Genomic DNA, 20,587 nt, shown 5'->3' with positions numbered 1-20,587 from the left:
GAGTCCCTGATCCTCCCTTCGGAAGGCCTCACGCATGTCCTCGCTCACCCGTGTCTTCAGCGCGCCCGCGGACCGGCTGGCCGGCACGCTGTACGTCTACACGTTCCTCGATGAATTCGTCCTGCTCTACCCGGTGTACGCGCTGCTGTTCACCGACACCGGGCTGTCCGTCGCCGAGATCACCTCGCTGTTCGTCATCTGGTCCGTCACCGGCATGGTGCTGGAGGTGCCCTCCGGCGCGTGGGCGGACACCGTCTCCAGACGGCTGCTGCTCTGCCTGGGTCAGCTGCTCGCCGCGACGGGCTTCGCGCTGTGGGTGATCTTCCCGTCCTACTGGGCCTTCGCCGTCGGCTTCGTGCTTTGGGGCGCGTGCGGCGCGCTCGTCTCGGGCGCCATGGAAGCCCTGGTGTACGAGAGCCTCGACCGGCACGGCCAGGCCGGGCGGTACGCCCAGGTGATGGGCCGGGCCTCGTCGGTCGGGCTGGTCGCGAACGCGCTGGCCATCGCCCTGGCCATCCCGGTCTTCGCCGCCGGCGGCTATCTCGCGGTCGGCGCGGCCAGCGTCCTGGCCTGCCTCCTCTGCTCGGCCACCGCCCTGGCCTTCCGCGAGCACCGCGCCACCGCGACCGCCGAGGATGAGCTCGGCTACTGGGCGACCATGAAGGCGGGGCTGGCCGAGGCGCGAGGGGACCGGCGAGTGCTGCACGCCGTGATCCTGCTCGCCGTCGTGACGGCGATCTGGGGCGCTCTGGAGGAGTACGTCCCCTTCCTCGGCACGGAGGCGGGGGTGGCCGCCACCGGCATTCCAGTGCTGGTGCTCATCGTGTGGATCGGCGCCACCGGCGGCGGGCTGCTGGCGGGGGCCGCGCGACGGCTGACGGAGCGCGGGCTGGCCGTGACGCTGGTGGCGGCCGCGCTGGCCATGGCGGGCGGCGCGCTGAGCGGGCATCCGGCGGGGATCGTGCCGATCGCGGTGGCGTTCGGGCTGTTCCAGATGTCCGGCGTGGTGGCCGACGCCCGGCTGCAGGATGGCATCACGGGCCCGAGCCGCGCCACGGTGACCTCGGTGGCCGGCCTCGGCACGAACGTGGTCACCCTGTTCGTCTACGCCGGGTACGGCACCGTCTCGTCGATGACCGGCCACGGCGTGGGCTTCGCCGTGCTCGCCGCGCCGTACGTGCTCGTCGCGCTCTGGCTGGTCCTGCGACGGCGGGACCAGGTCGATCGTCGAAGGCCCGCACCCGCGAAGAGCGGGACGTGAACCACGACGTTCCTCGGGTACGGGCCGCCCATGAGATATCACGTGCTCGCCTGTGACTACGACGACACGCTGGCCACCCTGGGCCAGGTCGACGAGCACACCGTCAAGACCCTCGAACGAGTCTCCCGCTCGGGCAGGAAGCTGCTGCTCGTCACCGGGCGGGAGCTCGACGACCTGCTGACGGTCTTCCCGCACACCGACCTGTTCGACCTGGTCGTGGCCGAGAACGGCGGGCTGCTCTACGACCCCGGGCAGCGCACCAGAGAGCCGCTCGCCGACGCCCCGCCGGCCGAGCTCGTCGAGCGGCTACGCGCTCAGGGGGCGACCCCGCTCGGCGTCGGCGCCGTCGTGGTCGCCACCCGGGAGCCGTACGACGCGCAGGTGCACGAGGCGATCCGGGAGCTGGGGCTGGAGCTGCAGGTGATCCGCAACAAGGGCGCCGTGATGGTGCTGCCGCCGGGCGTGAACAAGGCCTCGGGGCTGGCCGCCGCACTGGTCCGGCTGCAAATGTCCCGCCACAACGTGGTGGCGGTCGGTGATGCGGAGAACGACCACGCCTTCCTCACCGCCGCCGAGTGCGGGGCCGCGGTCGCCAACGCGGTGCCGGCCCTGCGGCGGCAGTGCGACCTGCCGCTGGACCACGACGCGGGCAAGGGGGTCGAGCAGCTCGCCTCGCTGCTGCTGTCGGGTGAGCTCGACGAGGTCGAAGTGGCGCGCCATGACGTGCTGGTCGGTCACGAGAACGAGCAGGGCGACGAGGAGGTGCGGCTCTCGCCGTACAGGACCGGCCTGGTGGTGGCGGGGCCGTCGGGCAGCGGCAAGTCCACGGCCACCACGGCGCTGATCGAGCGGCTCGTCGAGGACGACTACCAGTGCGTGGTGATCGACCCGGAGGGCGACTACGCGGAGTTCCCCGACGTGGCCGTGCTCGGCGAGCCGGACCGGCCGCCCAGCGTGGAAGAGGTGCTGCGGCTGCTGGAGTCGCCGGAGCGCAGCGCGGTGGTGAACATGATCGGGCTGCCGCTGCGGGACCGGCCCGCGTTCTTCACCGAGTTGCTGCCCCGGCTGACCGCGCTGCGCGCCAGGCTGGGCCATCCGCACTGGGTCGTGGTGGACGAGGCGCACCATCTGATGCCGGCCGAGCTGCAGGAGGTGCCGATCAAGGACGTGGGCGAGGTCGGCTCGATGCTGATGATCACCGTGCATCCCGAGGCGCTGAGCCCCGCCGCGCTCACCCTGGTGGACAGCGTGATCGCGGTCGGGCCGGAGCCGGGCGCCACGCTGTCGGCCTTCGCCGGCGCGCTCGGCCGCTCGGCTCCGGACATCGAGGGCGACGGCGACGGGATCGTCCTGTGGCGGACCGCCGCGGACACCGCCCAGCGGGTGCGGATCGCGCCCGCCCGCCAGCAGCGCACCAGGCACCGCCGCAAGTACGCGGCCGGCACCATGTCGAAGGACAAGAGCTTCTACTTCACCGGCCCCGAGGAGCGGCTGCGCCTGCGTGCGCGCAACCTGCACACGTTCGTCGAGCTCGCCGAAGGGGTGGACGACGGCACCTGGACCCACCACCTCAGGCAGGGCGACTACTCCTCTTGGATCCGCGACAAGCTGGGTGACGACGAGCTGGCCGACGAGGTCGCGGCGGTGGAGCGGGACGAGCCGGACGACAGCCTCCGCCAGGTGGCCGACCTCATCGAGCAGCGCTACACCCTGCCGGCCGAGCCCACCACGTACGACCCCGACCACGACGACTGACTCAGGCGAGCTCCGTCGCCGCGATCCGGCGGAAGGCGATCGAGGCGTACGGCCCGAAGTCGCCGGTCTCGTACAGCAGCCCGATCGTCCCCGCGTCCACCGCGGTCAGGTCCGAGTAGGCGGCGGGCAGGCCCGAGACCGTGTGCACGGGACGCCAGGTGAGCCCGTCGTCGTCGCTGGCCCGGAGGGTCAGGACGGCGCGGGCGTCCGGGGCGGCGGGGGCCGAGAACAGCAGCGGGCCGGCCGGCTCCCGGTGCAGGAGGCTGCCTTCGACCACCGGGCAGACCAGTCCGGCCTGGGGGCGGAAGGGCAGTTCCAAGGTCTGTCCGCCGTCCAGGGAGTAGGCGTCGGCCCGGGTGCCGGGGGCGGTGGAGTCGGTGCGGGTGTTGAGGTAGAGGCGGCCGTCGGGCAGCTCGGCGGCCGTGGTCTCGTTGACGTTGACGTACCCGTCGGGGTTGTCGTCGACGTAGCCGATCCGCCAGCTCTCGCCGCCGTCGTCGCTGAGCAGCGCGTGACCGCCGTTGTACTGGCCCTCGGTGCCGTCGTCGCCCTTGGCCGGCGGCAGGGAGTGGTTGGCGGGGACCACGATCCGGCCGGCGTGCGGGCCGTGGCGCAGCTGCAGGGCGTGTCCCGGGGTGGTCGCGTACCAGCGCCAGGCCGGCCGCTTCACGCTCTCGGTGATCTCGCGCGGCGCCGACCAGGTGACCCCGTCGTCGTCGCTGTGCTGGACGTAGACCCTGCGGCCGTCGGCCGCGGCCACCTCGCCGCGCCTGATCTTCTTCTCGGTGGCCGCGGGGCCCTGCCGCACCGAGACCAGGATGATCCTGCCGTCGGCGGTCACGACCGGTGCGGGGTTGCCCACGGTGCCCTGGCGTGGCTCCGCGGCGACCACCCGCAGCTCGCCCCAGGTGCCGCCGCCGTCGGTCGAGCGCTTCAGCACCAGGTCGATGTGGCCGGAGTCGCCGGCCGAGCCGTGCCGTCCCTCCGCGAAGGCCAGCACGGTGCCCGCCCGCGTCACCACCACGGCCGGGATGCGGAAGGTGTGATAGCCGTCCGTGCCCGCCCGGTACGGCACCGAGGTGGGGTGGCGCTCTGCCATGGGGTCCTCCCGTCGCGGGGCTGCGCTCCGAGGGGAAACCCTAGATCGACGGCTTGGAACGGCGAGTGACGGCGACGCGAACGCCGTACGGCCGACGGATGACCGCGGCTCCGCCGAGGTCGGCGGTCCAGCCGAGGTCGGCGGTCCAGCCGAGGTCGGCGGTCCAGCCGAGGTCGCGGCTCAGCTGAGGTCGGCGGCTCAGCTGAGGTCGGCGAAGCGTTCCACCTGGTCGGTGCGGCCCGAGACGAGGATGATGTCGCCGTAGGACAGCTCGGTGTCGGCGGTGGCGTAGGTGAACTCCTCGTTCTCCTTCTTGACCGCCACTACCGTGACGCCGTACTTGCGCCGCAGCCCCGACTCCCCCAGCGGGAGGCCGACGTACTCCTTCGGCGGCCGGGTCTTGATGAGCGCGAAGTTCTCGTCCACCTCCATGTAGTCCAGCAGCCGCCCGCCCACCAGGTGGGCGACGCGCTCCCCCATGTCGTGCTCGGGCAACACCACGTGATGGGCGCCGACCCGGCTGAGGATGCGCCGGTGCTGCTGGCTGACCGCCTTGGCCCAGATGTCGTCGATCTCCAGCTCCACCAGCAGCGAAGCGGTCAGGATGCTGGCTTCGAGGTCGCCGATCGCCACCACGGCCCGGTAGAAGTCGGGTACGCCGAGCTGCTGCAGAGCGTCGAGGTCGGTGGCGTCGGCGGTGGCGAGGTGGGTGATGTTCCCCGCGAGGCCCTGCACGATCTTGGGCCGGTTGTCGATGGCCAGCACCTCGGTGCCGCGCCGGGTGAGCTCGAGAGCCAGTGAACTGCCGAACCGGCCGAGGCCGATCACCACGACCGGGTCATTGCTTCTCTCAGCCAACGATGATCCGCTCCTCAGGTAGGACGTGAGGCTCCACGGGTCTTCCGACGGGCCGTACAGCGACACGATGCACCCGAGGATATCCGCCCTGAAAGCCGCAAACCGTGACGCCTCCCGTGCCTGCTCCACCTGCCCTAAGGCTGCCAGGTAACTACCAGGAACGCTGGGTAGTGTCCCTCGGCATGAGCTGGCAGCGTAAGATCAACAAGGCGCTTGTCAGGTTCACCGGAATCCAGATCCACCGAGTAGGGAACCAGGGGATCGTCAAGGCGTCCGCGCCGACGCCGGCCAAGCCGAGCGACGTCGAGGTCCGGCCGCCCGCGGACCCGCGGGCCGACCGGTTGCTGACCGCACCCGTCTTCATCATCTCGCCGGTGCGGTCCGGCTCCACCCTGCTCCGCGCGATACTCAACGCCCATTCGGCACTGCACGCCCCGCACGAGCTTCACGTACGGCGGCTGCGGGTGGACTTCGGCACGAGCCTGGCACAGAAGGCGATGGCGGCACTCGGTCACAACCAGGCCGACCTTGAGCATCTCCTCTGGGACCGGGTGCTGCATCGGGAGCTGCACCGCAGCGGCAAGCGGTTCATCGTGGACAAAACGCCCGCCAACGCCTTCGCCCACGAGCGCATCGCCACCTGCTGGCCCGACGCGCGCTTCGTCTTCCTGCTGCGCCACCCCGCCTCCATCGCGACGTCCTGGCACGAGGCGAGCCCCGACAAACGCACCCCGGAGGAGGCCGCGCTGGACGCGCTGCGCTACATGAAGGCCGTACAGCGGGCCAAGGCGGCGCTGCCCGGCCTGACCGTGCGCTACGAAGACCTCAGCGCCGATCCGGAGCGGGTGACCCGCGAGATCTGCGCGTTCCTCGGCCTGGACTGGGAGCCGCAGATGCTCTCGTACGGCGAGCAGACGGTCATCCAGAAGGGCCTGGGCGACTGGCGAGACAAGATCCGTTCGGGCACCGTACAGCCCGGCCGTGAGCTCCCCGACCCGGAGTCGATCCCCGAGTCGCTGAAGCCCATCAGCCGGAGCTGGGGGTATCTGCCGTGAAGATCCGTTACCTGATGCTGCACGCCTACGGCATGGGCGGCACCATCCGTACGGTGATCAACCAGGCCAACGCGATGGTCAAAGCCGGGCACGACGTGGAGATCGTCAGTGTGGTGCGCCGGCGTGGCAAGCCGCAGTTCGCCATCCATCCGAGCGTCCGCCTCAGCACGCTGGTGGACCAGCGCGAGGGCAGGCAGGCCGACTCGCTGCGGCGCAAGGCCTGGCGCAGGGTGCGGGGCAAGATGGTGCCGCGGGGCGAGTTCGCCGCCGACTACTTCACCGAGCGGGTGGAGAAGGCGGTCATGGACTACGTCGCCGGGCTGACCGACGGCATCCTGGTCACCACCCGGCCGGCGCTCAACCTGATCTCGGCCCGCCGCGCCGGCAAGGGCGTGATCCGGGTGGCGCAGGAGCACATGAACCTGAACGCCTACCCGGAGACCATCCGCCGGGAGATCGGCCGCTACTACGACCGGTTCGACGCGGTGGCCGTGCTCACCAGGACCAACCAGCTCGAATACCAGGAGCTGCTGCCGAAGTCCAAGATCGTGTCGATTCCCAACGCGGTGCACAAAGCCGATCAGCGGCACTCCAGGCAGGACAACCCGATCGTGGTCGCCGCCGGGCGGCTCGTGCCCCAGAAGGGGTTCGACCTGCTCATCCCGGCCTTCGCCCAGGTGGTGGCGGAGCATCCGGAGTGGCGGCTGCGCATCTTCGGCACCGGCCCCAGGCAGGCCCAGCTGTCCGCGAAGATCGACGAGCTGGGCATGCAGGACCACATCGCGCTGATGGGCCGCACCGAGCGCCTCGATGAGGAGCTGGCCGCCTCCTCCGTCTACGTGCTCAGCTCCCGGTTCGAGGGGCTGCCGATGGTGATGATCGAGGCCATGACGCACGCGCTGCCCATCGTCGCCTTCGACTGTCCCACCGGGCCGCGTGACGTGCTGACCGACGGCGTCGACGGGATCCTGGTGCCGCCGAGGGATGCCGACGCGCTCGCCGTCGCGCTCAGGGAGGTCGTGTCCGACCGGAGGCGGCGGCTGGAGATGGGCGCCGCGGCCGCCGCGGCCGCCCATGCCTACGCGCCAGACGTCGTGATGCCGATGTGGGAGAACCTGTTCACCGAGCTGCTGCACGGCGAACAGGTCAACGCCTGACGAAGCGGACGGCGGCTACCAGTCGCCGTCCCCGCCCTCGTCGTCGCCCTCGAACACCTCTTCGATGATCTCGCCGGCGACCAGTCCGCCGGCCACGCCCAGGGCGCCGGCCGCGACCATGCCGCCCACCCCGCCCATTCCGCCGCCGCCGTGGTGGTGGTGCTCCTCGTGATGGTGATGCTCGCCGTGATGGCCACCGTGATGGCTGCCGTGCCCGTGCTGCTCCAGGTTGCGCAGCCAGTCGCCGAGCTCGGCGACCCAGTCCATCCGCAGCGCTTCCTCGTGGCGGACCCGGAACCGGCCGATCGCGTCACTCGATCCGTGCCCGGACCGCTTGTCCGCCTCGATGACGATGTCCATCCCGTCGGCGTCGGTGACGAAGGTCAGCTCCGCCTCCTTGATCCGTCCGGGCGGGCCGTAGAACTCGATCTCCTGGTAGAAGGCCAGCTCCTGGCGGACGCCGTAGATCTGGCCCGCCTCCAGGTCCGCCGACTTGAAGGTGAAGCCGAGCGCCAGGAACGCCTCCAGCACCCGCTCCTGCGAGGGCAGCGGCTCGACCGAGATCGGGTCCAGGTCGCCCTTGTCGACGGCCTTGGCGATGGCCAGCTCGGTGCGGACACCCAGCGCCATCCCGGTCAGCGGTTGCCCGCGCACCTCGCTGATCGGCGTCTCCCACGACACGGGGGTCTCGAACGGGATGACCTTGTCCTCGCCCTTGGCGAGCTTGAACGGGCCGGAGACCCGCATCCGGTAGAGCTCGGCCGCGCCGCTGTGCTCGCCCTCGGCGTGCTCCACCTCGGCACGGGCGACCAGCCCCAGCGTCACGTGCTCGATGTCGGCGTCGAACTCGCCGCCCTTCAACCGCACCTGCCCCGTCAGCGTGCCACCCGGCCGCACCCGCGGCGTGGTGAGGACGGTGTCCACCGAGGGGGCTCCGACGCCGAAGGCGCCCAGCATTCTCTTGAATACCACTGCATACTCTCCGTTCAGGTACGGCTCGCGACCGTACCTGAAACGATCACCAAGTTCCCGGGGTTCCCGGAAACCCGCGGTCGGTGGCGTATCTTGACCGGATCTGGCGTCCTGGTCTGCCGGGTGACGTCCGCCACTGCGGCATTCGCCCCTATACGGAGTCAGCTGAATCGCCGTGCCTATAAGGTTTGAAGTGGTTCTCATGGCGAAAGGGAGGTTCTATCACATGAGCCGTGGTTCGAACATCCTTCGACTGGCGGGAGCGGCCGCCGCCGCGGGCGTGCTGACGGCGGCCATCGCGCTACCGGCGATCGGCGGCGCCGGCGCGATGTTCATCACCGCGTCAGAAGACCTGAACCTCAAGCCCGAGGACCTGAAAGAGCCGCCGCTGGCGGAGAAGACTGAGATCCTGGACGCCAAGGGCAACCAGATCGCCCAGTTCTACGAGGAGTACCGCGAGGTCATCCCGCTGGCCGACGTCTCCGAGGTGATGAAGACCGCCATCATCTCGATCGAGGACTTCCGCTTCTACGAGCACGGCGCCATCGACATCGAGGGCACCATCCGCGCCCTGGCCAAGAACTTCACGGCGGGCGGCGTCGCCCAGGGCGGCTCCAGCATCACCCAGCAGTACGTCAAGCAGGTGCTGTACAACTCCGCGGACACCGAGGAGGAGAAGGCCAAGGCCCTGGAGACCAGCTACGCCCGCAAGCTCAATGAGCTGCGCTACGCGATGGCGATCGAGAAGAAGTACACCAAGGACCAGATCCTTGAGAAGTACCTCAACATCGCCTACTTCGGTGCGGGGGCCAACGGCATCGAGGCCGCGGCCAAGCGGTTCTTCGGCGTGAAGGCCTCTGAGCTCGACCTGGCGCAGGCCGCCACCCTGGCCGGCGCGGTGCAGGACCCCAACAGGACCGACCCCAACCTCGGCAAGGACCACCGCAAACGGCTGCTCGAGCGGCGCAACTTGGTGCTCTACCGGATGGACCAGCTCGATAAGATCACGCCGGAAGAGGCCGAGGCGGCCAAGAAGAAGAAGCTGGGCTACAAGGGCACCGAGCTGCCCGGCGGTTGCGGGGCCAGCCGCTATCCGTACTACTGCATGTACGTGCGCGCCGAGGTGCTCCGCAACCCGGTCTTCGCCAAGACGAAGAAGCAGCGCGCCCAGCTCCTCAACCGCGGCGGCCTGACGATCAAGACCACGCTCGACCCCAAGATGCAGAAGGCCGCCGAGGCCGCGATCAAGAAGCACGTCTTCGCCTCCGATCACCCGGTCGCCTCCGAGGCCCTGGTGGAGCCCGGCACCGGGCAGATCAAGGCGATGGCCGCCAGCCGCAAGTACGGCAACTCCAAGCGCAAGAACGAGATGTCCTACAACGTGGTGGCCGACGCGGAGCACGGCGGGGGCACCGGTTTCCAGCCCGGCTCGACGTTCAAGACGTTCACCCTGCTCACCGCCCTCAAGGAGGGCATGAAGGTCAACGACGGCTTCTCGGTGGGGGCCGGTTATCGCGCCCCGTTCTACTCGACGTTCAAGAACTGCAAGGGCGAGAGCATCGCCGACCCGACACACACCGTCACCAACGACGAGGGGTCGGGCGGCTTCAAGACGCTGCAGACGGGCACCTGGGGCTCGGTCAACACCTTCTTCATGAAGCTGGAGGAGAAGGTCGGCCTCTGCGACACCATCAAGACCGCCAAGTCGCTGGGCATCAAGCGCGCCGACGGCCTGGACCTGCTGGAGTTCTCCACGTTCACGCTCGGCACGAACGAGATGGACCCGGTGACCGTCGCCAACGCCTACGCCTCCATCGCGGCCCGCGGCAAATACTGCGAGCCCATGGTCGTCACCCAGATCACCGACCGCTACGGCAAGGTCAAGAAGTATCAGCCGACGTGCAAGCAGGTGATGGACAAGGAGGTGGCCGACGCCGCCGCCAACGTGCTGACCGGCGTCTTCACCGAGGGCACGATGCGCGGGGTCGGCGGCATCGGCCGTCCCGTGGCGGGCAAGACCGGCACCTCCGACGCCCAGGCCACGGCCTGGTTCGCCGGGTTCACCCCCGATCTGGCGGGTGCGGTCAGCATCGGCGACCCGCGCGGCTCGCAGAAGTACAAGCTGAACAACGTCACCATCGGCGGCCGCTACTACGGCTCGGTCTTCGGCGCCAGCGTGCCCGGCCCCATCTTCAAGGACACCATGCTGGTGGCCCTGAAGGGAGTCCCGGCGACGCCGTTCCCGCCGATCGACTCGGCTCGCTTCGGCGGCTGCGGCCAGGGCTGCGCGCCCGTGCGGCAGCAGCCCGACGAGGACCGCAGAGGGCCCGATGACCTGCCCGACGTGGGGGACGACGACTTCACCCTCGCGGATCCGCCCGGCGGCAGGTAAGCGCGCAGAGGGTCCCCGGCCGACCGGGGACCCTCTTACTGGCGCCTAACTACGCGTACAGTGGGCCTGTTAACGACGCGGAAACATTGGTAACGTGGGAGCGCTCCCAGGGATCTTTGTCGCGAGGTGCTGACGCATGTCCGAGCAGCCCACACTTGCACAGGTCGCCGCGGCCGCCGGGGTTTCCCCGGCGACCGCCTCCCGAGTCCTCACCGGCTCGGTGCGGGTCAGCACGTCGACCCGGCGCCAGGTCTACGAAGCGGTCTCGCGGATGGGCTATGTGCGTCACCGGGCGCCCAGGGGCTCGGTCTCCAGCGGCGCCGCGGCCGGGGTCACCGTGGTGGTCTGCGATCAGTTACCGCGATTATTCACCGAGCCGTACTATGCCCGGCTCCTCGCGGCCACCGGCGCCGTCGTCGCCGAGCACGGCACCCACCTCATGGTGACGACCGTCAGCCCGACCTCCTCCATCCTCCCCGCGCTGTCCGGCGCGGTGCTCCTGGTCGGCGCGCGGGAGCGGCACCCCCTGGCGATCAAGCTGTGCACCTCCGGCATCACCGTGCGCAACATCGGCCGGCCGCCGCACGACCTCAAGCTTCCGTACACCGACGTGGACAACCGCGACGGCGGCCGGCAGGCGGCCGAGCACCTGCTGCTGACCGGCCGCCGGGCCGTGGCCGCCATCGGCGGCCCGCCCTCGCTGCCCGCCGCCCGCGACCGGCTCGACGGTCTGGTGAGCACGCTGCGCGAGGCGGGCGTCGCCGACGTGCCCGTCGCCTACGGGGACTTCACCGCCGCCTCCGGCACGCACGCCACGCAGTGGCTGCTCCGCCACGCCCCCGGGCTCGACGCGATCTTCGCCGCCTCCGACCTGATGGCCGCGGGCGCGATCCAGGCACTGCGCCGGGCCGGGCGCAGGGTGCCCGCCGACGTCGCGGTGATCGGCTTCGACGACGCGCCCCTCGCCAGGCGCACCAACCCGGCACTGACCACGGTCCGACAGCCCGTCGAGGAGGTCGCCACGATCGCCACCCGGCTGCTCCTGTCCGGTACGACCGGCATCGACCCCATCCTCCCGACGGAACTGATCGTCCGTGACTCGGCATGAACCCGGGGACCTCCTGGCCCGCAGATATCTGCTGCTGGAGCCGCTGGCCGCCGGCGGCATGTCGGTGATCTGGCGGGCCTTCGACCAGTCGTTGCAGCGCACGGTGGCGGTCAAGGTGGTGACCTCGTCCCTGCAGACGGGGCTCGGCGACCGCGCCCGCGCGCGCACCGAGGCGCGCGCCGCCGCCCGGCTCCTCCATCCGGACGCCATCGAGATCTACGACTACGGCGAGGCCGTGACCAGGAACGGCGCCGTCGCGGCCTTCGTCGTGATGCCCCTGCTGGACGGGACGCCGCTGGCCGAGCGCATCGCCGAGGGCCCGCTGCCGTGGCCCGAGGCCGCGAGCATCGGGGTGCGCATGGCCCGGGTCCTGGCCGCCGGGCACGCCCGTGGCCTGGTCCACCGGGACGTCACCGCCGAGAACGTGCTGCTCACGCCCGACGGGCCGAAGCTGCTCGACTTCGGGATCGCGGCTCGGGCCGGCACCCCCGACGACGACCGCGGCACCCCTCCCTACGTCGCCCCGGAGCGGCTCGACGGCGCGGCCACCCATCCGGCCGTTGACGTCTACGCGCTCGGCGTGCTGCTGTTCGCCATGATCACCGGCCGTACGCCATACCCCGAGACCACCTGGGAGCAGCTTGAGGCGGCCCGCCGCACCGCTCCGCCACCGCGCCTGACCGGGGTGCCGCACTCGGTGGCGGCGCTCTGCCAGCGCTGCCTCGCCCACGACCCGGACCGCCGGCCCTCGGCGGCCGCGGCCGCCGACGCGCTCACCGCCGCACTCAAACTCGGCAAGCGCGTACGGCGCGGCCTGGCGATGGCCGGGGCCGGGGCCGGCGTGCTCGCCCTGTCCCTTCTGGCCTGGCTGGAGTATCCGCCGGGCGAGCTCGGTCCCGTGGTGACGGCGCCCACCCCCTCCGCCACCCCCTCCGCCGTCCCCTCTGCCGTCCCCTCCGCCGTCCCCTCCGCCGTCCCCTCCGTCACCGCCTCCCACCGGCTCACCGAGCGGGTGCAGGTCGAGGTGCACACCGTCCGGCAGGCCGTCGACGGCTTCCACGCGACGCTGGAGCGGCCCGGCGTCTGCGGATCCACCGGCGGCGACGTCGCCCTCGACATCAAGCAGGTGCTGCGCGGCTCCTTGGTGACGCCAGGCAAGGAGGAGTCCGGCCTGGCCGGGCTGCGCCGCAAGCTGGCCGACCGGGAACGCGAAGGCAGGCTCGACCCAGCCTGCCGCGACGAGCTGGAGATCCGGCTCACCGAGATCACCGCGGCCCGCCGCCAGCCGTGACCCGCTGACATGGGAGCGCTCCCACAGTGCTCCCCACAGCGCCCTCACACAGCGCTCTCACGCTGCGGTGTGAAAGTTTCACGCGACGTTGTCGAGCGTGTCGAGGCGTGCTGTAATGCGGCCACGCGAGTGCTGCCGGGCGGGCGGAGTCGTGGGGGGTTCCACAGTCATGCGAGCAGAGTCAGGCGAGCAAAGGAATCTTCCTCATGAAAGTCATCCGAACGGCGGTTCTGGCCGCCGCCGCGGCGTTAGCCATGATCGTCGCGGCCCTGGTGGTCCCTCCGGCGCAAGCGCACGGCGTCACGATGTTCCCCGGCAGCCGCACCTTCCTGTGCTGGCAGGACGGCCTGCGGGACAACGGGCAGATCGACCCCTACAACCCCGCCTGCGCGGCGGCGCTCGCGCAGAGCGGCGCCACCCCGCTGTACAACTGGTTCGCCGTGCTGCGCTCCGACGGCGCGGGCCGGACCAGCGGCTTCATCCCCGACGGCCAGCTCTGCAGCGGCGGCACCAGCGGCCCGTACGACTTCACCGCCTACAACGCCGTCCGCTCCGACTGGCCGCTGACCCACCTGACCTCGGGCGCCAACATCCAGATCCGGCACAGCAACTGGGCCGCCCACCCCGGCTCGTTCGTCTACTACGTCACCAAGAACGGCTGGAACCCGAACGCGCCGCTGAAGTGGTCCGACCTGGAGTCCTTCGGCAGCGCCGCCAACCCGCCGCAGAGCGGCGGCGTCGGCGGGCTCAACTACTACTACTGGAACGTCCAGCTCCCGTCCGGCAAGACCGGCCGGCACATGATCTACATTCACTGGATCCGCTCCGACAGCAACGAGAACTTCTACAGCTGCTCCGACGTGGTCTTCGACGGCGGCAACGGCGAGGTCACCGGTGTGGGCCCCGGCGGCTCCACCCCCGACCCCGACCCGGACCCGACCGTGACCCCGACGCCGACGGGCGCCTGCGCCGCCACCTTCCGCGCGATCGACAACAACTGGCCCGGCCACTTCCAGGGCGAGGTGACCGTGCGCAACACCGGGACGGGCACGCTGAACGGCTGGACCGTCCGCTGGAACTACACCGGCGGCCAGGGCTTCGAGGGATCCCCCTGGAACGCCACGCTGACCGGGCAACCACCCTCGGTGGCGGCCAAGAACGTGGCGCACAACGGGCAACTGGCGCCGAACGCCTCCACCACGTTCGGCTTCAACGCCACGGGTACCGCGCCCAGCCCCGTGCCGGCTCTGACCTGCACCAGCCCGTAGGCCGCCGGCATGCTTGACGAACTGAGGAGGCCGACGGCCCGGCGGGGACGCCTCGTGGCGATCACCGCCGTGGTCGCGGCCTCCGTCGCCGGTGCGGCGCTCTTCGCGGGCCTGCGGCAGCAGGGGCTGCCGGCCGAGCTGCGCGATCCGCTCGCCGCCCGGGTGACGGCGATCCTGGAACAGTCCTCACCCGCCGAGCATCACGAGCACGGCCACGAGTTCGGCGAGGACGCGGGCCGGGTCGTGTGCGCGGTGGACCCCTTCGGGATCGAGCCCGCGGACGCGGCCACGGTGGCCGAGGTGGACTGGGTGTACGCCCGGCACCTGTGCGCGATCACCGGTGCGGGCGAGGACTGGGCGATGTCCGTACGCGTGTCCGGCCCGCTCGCCGTACGCCTCGGCGAGCATGCGCAGATCCTGGTGCCCGAGCCCGGCATCGGCTACCCGGAGCGGGTCAGACAGGCGATCCCCGAGCGCTACCACGAGGAGGCGTTCGGCGCGTTCGCCGACGACGAGGCGATCGACGCGGCACGGGCGAGATTCTCCCGGGCGCGCTGATCCGGGCACGGGAACGCGGCCGGCGACGAGGGGGAGGACTCGGCCGGCCGCGTTCCTGCCATCCGGGCGGGATGGTGTCGCAGGGTGCTTACCTGGGTGGGATCTGCGGCCTCACCTCCTCGGTGACTCGTCGGCAGGGCTGGCCAGGTGACCCGGCTCGATGCGCCGGTAGGCCCCGCCCCGTCGCGGGGGACGGCGGGGCGGGGGCTGTCGGGTGGTCAGGGGAAGAGCCGGCCGTACTCGGCCAGGGCGACCGCCACGTCGACCTGCGCCCAGAAGCGGTGGTAGTTGAACACCGGGGCCGGCCCGCTGCCGTCGAGGAACGCCTCGACCTTCGGCCAGTCCGGGTCGTCCTCGTAGAAGGACCTGATCGACAGGAACGTGGAGTCGGCGTTGACCGGGTCGCCGTTCGGCATGGTGCCGCTCCAGCCCGGCGGCACGTAGACCGGGTCGTCCACGCGCCGGTAGTCGGTCTTGGTCTCCGCCACCGAGACGCCCTTGGCGTCGCGGTTGTCCCAGACGCCGTCCAGCAGCGCCTTGGCCATGGCCTGCGCCTCGGCGTCCTGCGCGCGGGCCGCGTAGTACATCAGCACCTTGGCGTACGAGCCGGCCACGCCCACGTCCTGGGTGTGGTCCAGCACCTCGACGTGCAGGCCGGGGTTGGCCGGCGGCATGCCGCTGGTGGCGTTGAAGCTCCCGGCCGGCTGGCCGGTCCAGCGCAGCGTGGACGGGATCTGATAGCTGCCGTCGGCGTTGATGGTGGTGTGGTCCATGGCCCACGCCACCCACTTGTCGAGCAGCGCCTTGGCGGCGGCGTTGCCGGTGACGTTGTAGAGCTCGGCCACCCGCTCCATCGTCCACGCCTGGAAGCCGAACCACTGGTTGGACGGCGGGTCGTGGTAGACCGGCTGCCAGTCGTAGGCCATGCCGTGGAACTTGGGCAGCCCGCTCGGCGGGGTGGCGTAGTGGCCGTCCCAGCTGTTGGTCGCGCCGCCGGCGATGGCGCCTTCCGCCGACTGCAGCCAGGTGTAGAACTGCAGCTGCCGGGTCAGGCTGGTGCCCCAGTCCTGGGCGCCCGTGCCGCTCAACGGCCGCAGCTCGGAGACGTTCGCCAGCGCCCAGGCCGCGAACGGGTTCTGGTAGCCGGAGTGGTTGTGGCTGGAGCCGATCCGCCAGGCCCAGCCGGCGTTGGCGTCGGTCGCGCCGCCCCACGCGTAATACCAGGACAGCAGGTAGCTGGCGGCGTTCTTGCCGGTCCCGGCCGGGCACGACGGGCTGGTGCAGCCGGGCTGCTTGAAGTACTTGTCGTACATCGCGTAGCGCAGGTAGTCGCCCATCTTGGCGGCCTTGGCCACGGTCGCCGAGATCTGCGACTCCTTGCCCTGGGCCTCGGCCCAGGTCTGCGCCCAGTACGCCACCTGCACCGCGCGGGCGTCGGCGTCGGGGGCGTTGGTGTACTTCCACTGCTTGGCGTACGAGCTGTCGTCGATGAACAGGTCGAGGAAGCCGTTCGTGCCGCCGTGCGCGAAGGTGTCGCAGGACGGCTGCGGGATCGTCTCGAAGACCGACTCCTCCGGGCCGCGCTGGTAGGTGTTGATGTAGGCGGGCTTGGTGGTGCCGTCGCCGCAGCGGCCGAAGCCGTAGGTGTTGTCGACGTCCAGCAGCCAGTGCATGCCGTAGATGTTCGCCGAGCCGTAGGCGCTGCGCAGCTCGCCCGCGATCGGGTCGGAGCCCACGCTGACGCCGGGTTCGATCGCCGTCGGGTAGTTCTCGATCTCCAGGTGCTCGGCCGCGTACGTGGCCGGCTTGGCCGGGTCGTAGAAGGAGTTGGTCGGCTGGTCGGCCGTGGCCGGGATGATGTTGGTCTCCATCGAGTCCCAGGCGGCGTTGAACTTCGACCAGTCACCGGTGACCTGCCCGTAGACGGCCTCCAGCCACAGGTAGTAGCTGTAGGCCTCCGAGGTGGTCTCGTGCCCGTGATCGGGCGCCTCGACCATGAAGGTCTCCACCGAGTGGTACGGCACCCCCTCGGGCGAGAAGTAGCCGTTGGCGGGGTCGTGCAGCTCGTTGTAGAGCTCGGTGAACCGCGCGATGTACGCGTTGTCGCCGCCACCCGGCGTGTCGTTGTCGGCCTCCGTCACGGCGACGTCGACCGGGCTGTAGCCGGTGGCGCTCACCCTGAAGACGGCCGAGCCGCTGGTGGCGTCGGCGTCGTCGGCGGCGGCGATCGTCACGTGCTGGGCGGTGTTCCAGTTCGCCGGGGTGAAGGTCCGCGTCGCGCCGGAGCTGACGGTCAGGTCGGTGTCGCCGCTGACCCGCGCGGTGCTGACGGTCACGTTGGCCGTGGGCGCCCTGGACAGCCTGACGCCGAAGGAGGCGTCCCCCGTCTCGGGCACGGCCAGGCTCAGCGGGCTCACCACGAGCACGGGAGTGCTGTCGGCGGAGACGGTGATGCCGACCGGGGACGAGGTGGTGGTCGCACCCGCGTTGTCGGTCGCCCTGGCGGTGATCGAGTAGTTCCCGGCCGCCACGTTCTGCCAGCTGTAGGCGTACGGGGCGCTGGTGTCAGTGCCGAGCAGCGTCGAGCCCTGGTAGAAGTCGACCTTGGCGACGGTGCCGTCCGGGTCGGCGGCGGTCGCGGCGATCGGCACGGTGGCCGGGGCGGCGAAGGTCTGGCCGGCGGCCGGCGAGGTCAGCGAGACGGTCGGGGGCTGGTTGGCGTTCGTGCCGCCGCAGGTGGTGCCGTTGATGGCGAACGAGGTGGGCTTGGGGTTGCTGCCGGACCAGGTGCCGTTGAAGCCGACGGTGACGGCGGCGCCGGTGGCGAGGGCGCCGTTCCAGGGCATGTTCGTGGCCGTGACCCTCGTGCCTGACTGGCTCCAGTTGGCGCTCCAGCCGGTGGGTGTGTACCGCTGGGTGGTGGTGGGGAAGTCGAAGGCCAGCGTCCAGGCGGTGAGCGGGTCGCCGAGGTTCTTCAGCGTGAGGTTCGCGGTGAAGCCGCCCTGGTTCGGGCCGCTGGTCCACTCGTTGGCGGTGTAGGTCACCTCGCAGGCGACGGCGGCGCCGGCGGGGGCCTGGCCCAGCACGGTCGTGGTGCCGGCGACGAGGACCAGGGTCGCGGCCCCGGCGAGCCGCCTGGCCCATCGGGCGAACATAGATCGGGGTCTGTGGGTCACGGTCTCTCCGGTCTCTCCATGGGAGTAGGGGGGTGGGAGCGCTCCCATCGCGATTGTGCGGTGCGACCGACGCCGGCTGTCAAAGAAACGGCCGCCGCCGAAGCGCCGCGCTTACTCCCACCTGGTAGCGCGGTATGAAAGTTTCAACCCGGTTCGGCGGCATTCGGCGAGCGTGTGGGCCGGAGCGGGCGACGGCTCCGGCCGCTCGCTGTACACCCCTCGGGACCCCGCTCACTATGGGAGCGCTCCCAAACAACCGCTGGAGATGATGACTCGTGAAAATCCCGCGCGCCCTCCGGAGATGGGCCGTGACCGCCACCGCGACCTGCGTCGCGGCGGCCGGCCTCATCGCCGGGCAGGCCACCACGGCGCACGCCGCGGTCGCCTGTGACGTCGTGTACACCCCCAACACGTGGACATCGAGCCCAGGACAGGGCGGCTTCACCGCCAACCTCACGCTGAAGAACCTCGGCGACCCGCTCACCGCCTGGACGCTGGCCTTCGACTTCCCCACCACCACCCAGCGGTACACGCCGAGCGGCTGGGGCGCTAACTGGAGCCAGTCGGGCACCCGCGTGACCGGGACGAACATGCCCTACAACGGCGCCCTCGCCACCGGCGCCGCCGTCACCGTCGGCTTCAACGGCACCTGGTCCGGCACCAACCCGAACCCCACCTCCTACACCGTGAACGGCACCACCTGCGGCGGCCCCGGCGGCGCGACCCCCTCGGTCGTCACCTCCGCGAGCTCCGTCGCCGTCAACGAGGGCGGCACCGCCACCTTCACCGCCCGGCTGTCGTCGGCCCCGGCCGCCAACGTGACCGTCAGCACCTCGCGCACCAGCGGCGACACCGACCTGACCGTCAGCTCCGGCGCCTCACTCACCTTCACCCCCGCCAACTGGAACACCCCGCAGACCGTCACCCTGGCCGCCGCCCAGGACGCCGACACCACCTCGGGCACCGCCGTCTTCACCGTCGGCGGGACCGGCGTCACCTCCGCCACCGTCAACGGCACCGAGATCGACGACGACGCCGTACAGGAACAGTCGCTCGTCGTCACCCCGACGTCGGTGACCGTGCCGGAAGGCGCCGGCGCCACCTACACCGTGCGCCTGGCCGCGCAGCCCTCCTCGAACGTGACCGTCACCACGAGCGCGGGCAGCGGCGACACCGACCTGACCGTCAGCTCCGGCGCCTCACTCACCTTCACCCCCGCCAACTGGAACACCCCGCAGACCGTCACCCTGGCCGCCGCCCAGGACGCCGACACCACCGCCGGCACCCGCGTCTTCACCGTCGCGGCCACCGGCCTGACCTCCCGTACGGTCACCGCCACCGAGGCGGACGACGACGGCACCACCCCCGTGCACGTCGAGAACCCGTACGCGGGAGCCACCGGCTACGTCAACCCGAACTGGTCCGCCAAGGCGGCCGCCGAGCCGGGCGGCGCCGCCATCGCCAACACCTCCACCGCCGTGTGGATGGACCGCATCGCCGCCATCGCCGGCTCCGCGGACGCGATGAGCCTGCGCGAGCACCTGGACGAGGCCGTACGGCAGGACGCCGCCAACGGCGCCGCGCCGCTGACCATCCAGGTCGTCGTCTACAACCTGCCGAACCGGGACTGCTCCGCCCTGGCCTCCAACGGCGAGCTGCGCATCGCCGCGAACGGCTTCAACCGCTACAAGAGCGAGTACATCGACCCCATCGCCGACATCCTCGACGACCCGCAGTACGCCGGCCTGCGCATCGTCACCGTCATCGAGCCCGACTCGCTGCCGAACCTGATCACCAACATCGACAGCTTCGCGGACTGCCGCGAGGCGAACGGCCCCGGCGGCTACGTCGACAGCGTCCGCTACGCGCTGAACAAGCTGCACGCGATCTCCAACGTCTACACCTACATCGACGCCGCCCACCACGCCTGGCTGGGCTGGGACTCTAACTTCCAGCCCGCGGTGGACCTGTTCCACTCCACCGTCGCCGGCACCACGGCGGGCGTGGACAGCGTGGACGGCTTCATCGTCAACACCGCCAACTACTCGACCACCACCGAGCCGCACTTCACCATCAACACCACCGTCAACGGCACCACGGTGCGCCAGTCCGAGTGGGTGGACTGGAACTTCTACGTCGATGAGCAGACCTTCGCCGCCGCGCTGCGCACCGCCCTGATCGCCAAGGGCTTCCGGCAAGGGCTGGGCATGCTCGTCGACACCTCGCGCAACGGCTGGGGCGGCTCCGCGCGCCCGAGCGGCCCAAGCGGCTCGACCAACCTGAACACGTTCGTGGACGACTCGCGCGTCGACCGCCGCATCCACGCCGGCAACTGGTGCAACCAGAGCGGCGCGGGCATCGGCGCCAGGCCGCAAGCCGCCCCCGCCAGCGGCTTCGACGCCTACGTCTGGATCAAGCCGCCGGGCGAGTCGGACGGCTCCAGCAGGGAGATCGACAACGACCAGGGCAAGCGGTTCGACCGGATGTGCGACCCCACCTACACCGGAAACGAACTCAACGGCAACAACCTGACCGGGGCGCTGGCCGACGCGCCGATCTCCGGCCAGTGGTTCTCCGCCCAGTTCAGGCAGCTCGTGGCGAACGCCAACCCGCCGCTCTCCTGACCCCGATCACAGG

General features: G+C 70.9%; 14 protein-coding genes. 10 read left to right on the top strand and 4 right to left on the bottom strand.

The window, feature by feature from the left end; genetic code table 11:
* Window positions 1-34: 34 nt before the first annotated feature.
* Window positions 35-1,261 (top strand): MFS transporter, encoded by a 1,227-nt coding sequence (locus IEY87_RS08170; protein WP_189137862.1) that lies wholly within the window; start codon window positions 35-37, stop codon window positions 1,259-1,261.
* A 30-nt stretch (window positions 1,262-1,291) separates the two neighbouring features.
* A complete protein-coding gene (locus tag IEY87_RS08165) occupies window positions 1,292-3,016 on the top strand; it encodes an HAD-IIB family hydrolase (protein ID WP_189137861.1) in 1,725 nt (574 codons plus the stop codon).
* A gap of 1 nt (window position 3,017) precedes the next feature.
* Here the strand turns inward: IEY87_RS08165 and IEY87_RS08160 are convergent, their stop codons facing one another.
* The gene (locus IEY87_RS08160) at window positions 3,018-4,115 is read right to left on the bottom strand and encodes a sialidase family protein (RefSeq protein ID WP_189137860.1); all 1,098 of its coding nucleotides are present in this window, start codon (window positions 4,113-4,115) and stop codon (window positions 3,018-3,020) included.
* Between the two features lie 198 nt (window positions 4,116-4,313).
* Window positions 4,314-4,973, bottom strand: a complete 660-nt coding sequence (locus tag IEY87_RS08155; protein ID WP_189137859.1) for a potassium channel family protein — start codon at window positions 4,971-4,973, stop codon at window positions 4,314-4,316.
* Between the two features lie 182 nt (window positions 4,974-5,155).
* Between IEY87_RS08155 and IEY87_RS08150 the strand changes: the two genes are divergently transcribed.
* Entirely contained in the window at window positions 5,156-6,028 is an 873-nt protein-coding gene (locus tag IEY87_RS08150; protein WP_189137858.1) for a sulfotransferase family protein, read from the top strand.
* On the top strand, window positions 6,025-7,185 hold the full coding sequence (locus IEY87_RS08145; protein ID WP_189137857.1) for a glycosyltransferase family 4 protein: 1,161 nt from the start codon (window positions 6,025-6,027) through the stop codon (window positions 7,183-7,185). Before IEY87_RS08150 ends, IEY87_RS08145 begins: the two co-directional genes overlap by 4 nt.
* Window positions 7,186-7,200: 15 nt before the next feature.
* On the opposite strand, the gene IEY87_RS08140 is transcribed toward IEY87_RS08145, so the two are convergent.
* Window positions 7,201-8,157 carry a sporulation protein gene (locus tag IEY87_RS08140; RefSeq protein WP_189137856.1) on the bottom strand — a complete coding sequence of 319 codons (957 nt, stop codon included), beginning with the start codon at window positions 8,155-8,157 and terminating at the stop codon, window positions 7,201-7,203.
* Between the two features lie 226 nt (window positions 8,158-8,383).
* On the opposite strand from IEY87_RS08140, the gene IEY87_RS08135 reads away from it, so the two are divergent.
* The 5 genes from IEY87_RS08135 (at window position 8,384) to IEY87_RS08115 (ending at window position 14,774) form a co-directional block, all read left to right on the top strand.
* Window positions 8,384-10,549 (top strand): transglycosylase domain-containing protein, encoded by a 2,166-nt coding sequence (locus tag IEY87_RS08135; protein WP_189137855.1) that lies wholly within the window; start codon window positions 8,384-8,386, stop codon window positions 10,547-10,549.
* A gap of 136 nt (window positions 10,550-10,685) precedes the next feature.
* Window positions 10,686-11,657, top strand: a complete 972-nt coding sequence (locus tag IEY87_RS08130) for a LacI family DNA-binding transcriptional regulator (RefSeq protein ID WP_189137854.1) — start codon at window positions 10,686-10,688, stop codon at window positions 11,655-11,657.
* Complete coding sequence (locus IEY87_RS08125; RefSeq protein ID WP_189137853.1) at window positions 11,644-12,948, top strand: serine/threonine-protein kinase; 1,305 nt, start codon at window positions 11,644-11,646, stop codon at window positions 12,946-12,948. The genes IEY87_RS08130 and IEY87_RS08125 overlap by 14 nt, the downstream gene beginning before the upstream one ends.
* Before the next feature lie 206 nt (window positions 12,949-13,154).
* Window positions 13,155-14,216, top strand: a complete 1,062-nt coding sequence (locus IEY87_RS08120) for a lytic polysaccharide monooxygenase auxiliary activity family 9 protein (protein ID WP_189137852.1) — start codon at window positions 13,155-13,157, stop codon at window positions 14,214-14,216.
* 9 nt (window positions 14,217-14,225) lie between these two features.
* Complete coding sequence (locus IEY87_RS08115; protein WP_189137851.1) at window positions 14,226-14,774, top strand: hypothetical protein; 549 nt, start codon at window positions 14,226-14,228, stop codon at window positions 14,772-14,774.
* 218 nt (window positions 14,775-14,992) lie between these two features.
* Here IEY87_RS08115 and IEY87_RS08110 read toward each other — a convergent pair whose 3' ends face one another.
* The gene (locus IEY87_RS08110) at window positions 14,993-17,929 is read right to left on the bottom strand and encodes a glycoside hydrolase family 48 protein (RefSeq protein WP_189137850.1); all 2,937 of its coding nucleotides are present in this window, start codon (window positions 17,927-17,929) and stop codon (window positions 14,993-14,995) included.
* A gap of 329 nt (window positions 17,930-18,258) precedes the next feature.
* On the opposite strand from IEY87_RS08110, the gene IEY87_RS08105 reads away from it, so the two are divergent.
* Window positions 18,259-20,574 carry a glycoside hydrolase family 6 protein gene (locus tag IEY87_RS08105; protein WP_308112987.1) on the top strand — a complete coding sequence of 772 codons (2,316 nt, stop codon included), beginning with the start codon at window positions 18,259-18,261 and terminating at the stop codon, window positions 20,572-20,574.
* Window positions 20,575-20,587: the final 13 nt, after the last annotated feature.

It is taken from the genome of Nonomuraea glycinis (assembly GCF_014646515.1).
Classification (GTDB): Bacteria; Actinomycetota; Actinomycetes; order Streptosporangiales; family Streptosporangiaceae; genus Nonomuraea; species Nonomuraea glycinis.
The sequence above is the reverse complement of the archived record's forward strand: the minus strand, read 5'-3'. Positions and strand labels throughout refer to the sequence as shown.

Excerpts from the sequence above, each read along its gene's own strand:
- IEY87_RS08170 (WP_189137862.1), top strand. The coding sequence starts at position 35 with ATGTCCTCGCTCACCCGTGTCTTCAGCGCGCCCGCGGACCGGCTGGCC.
- IEY87_RS08165 (WP_189137861.1), top strand. The coding sequence starts at position 1,292 with ATGAGATATCACGTGCTCGCCTGTGACTACGACGACACGCTGGCCACC.
- IEY87_RS08160 (WP_189137860.1), bottom strand. The coding sequence starts at position 4,115 with ATGGCAGAGCGCCACCCCACCTCGGTGCCGTACCGGGCGGGCACGGAC.
- IEY87_RS08150 (WP_189137858.1), top strand. The coding sequence starts at position 5,156 with ATGAGCTGGCAGCGTAAGATCAACAAGGCGCTTGTCAGGTTCACCGGA.
- IEY87_RS08135 (WP_189137855.1), top strand. The coding sequence starts at position 8,384 with ATGAGCCGTGGTTCGAACATCCTTCGACTGGCGGGAGCGGCCGCCGCC.
- IEY87_RS08130 (WP_189137854.1), top strand. The coding sequence starts at position 10,686 with ATGTCCGAGCAGCCCACACTTGCACAGGTCGCCGCGGCCGCCGGGGTT.
- IEY87_RS08120 (WP_189137852.1), top strand. The coding sequence starts at position 13,155 with ATGAAAGTCATCCGAACGGCGGTTCTGGCCGCCGCCGCGGCGTTAGCC.
- IEY87_RS08115 (WP_189137851.1), top strand. The coding sequence starts at position 14,226 with ATGCTTGACGAACTGAGGAGGCCGACGGCCCGGCGGGGACGCCTCGTG.
- IEY87_RS08110 (WP_189137850.1), bottom strand. The coding sequence starts at position 17,929 with ATGTTCGCCCGATGGGCCAGGCGGCTCGCCGGGGCCGCGACCCTGGTC.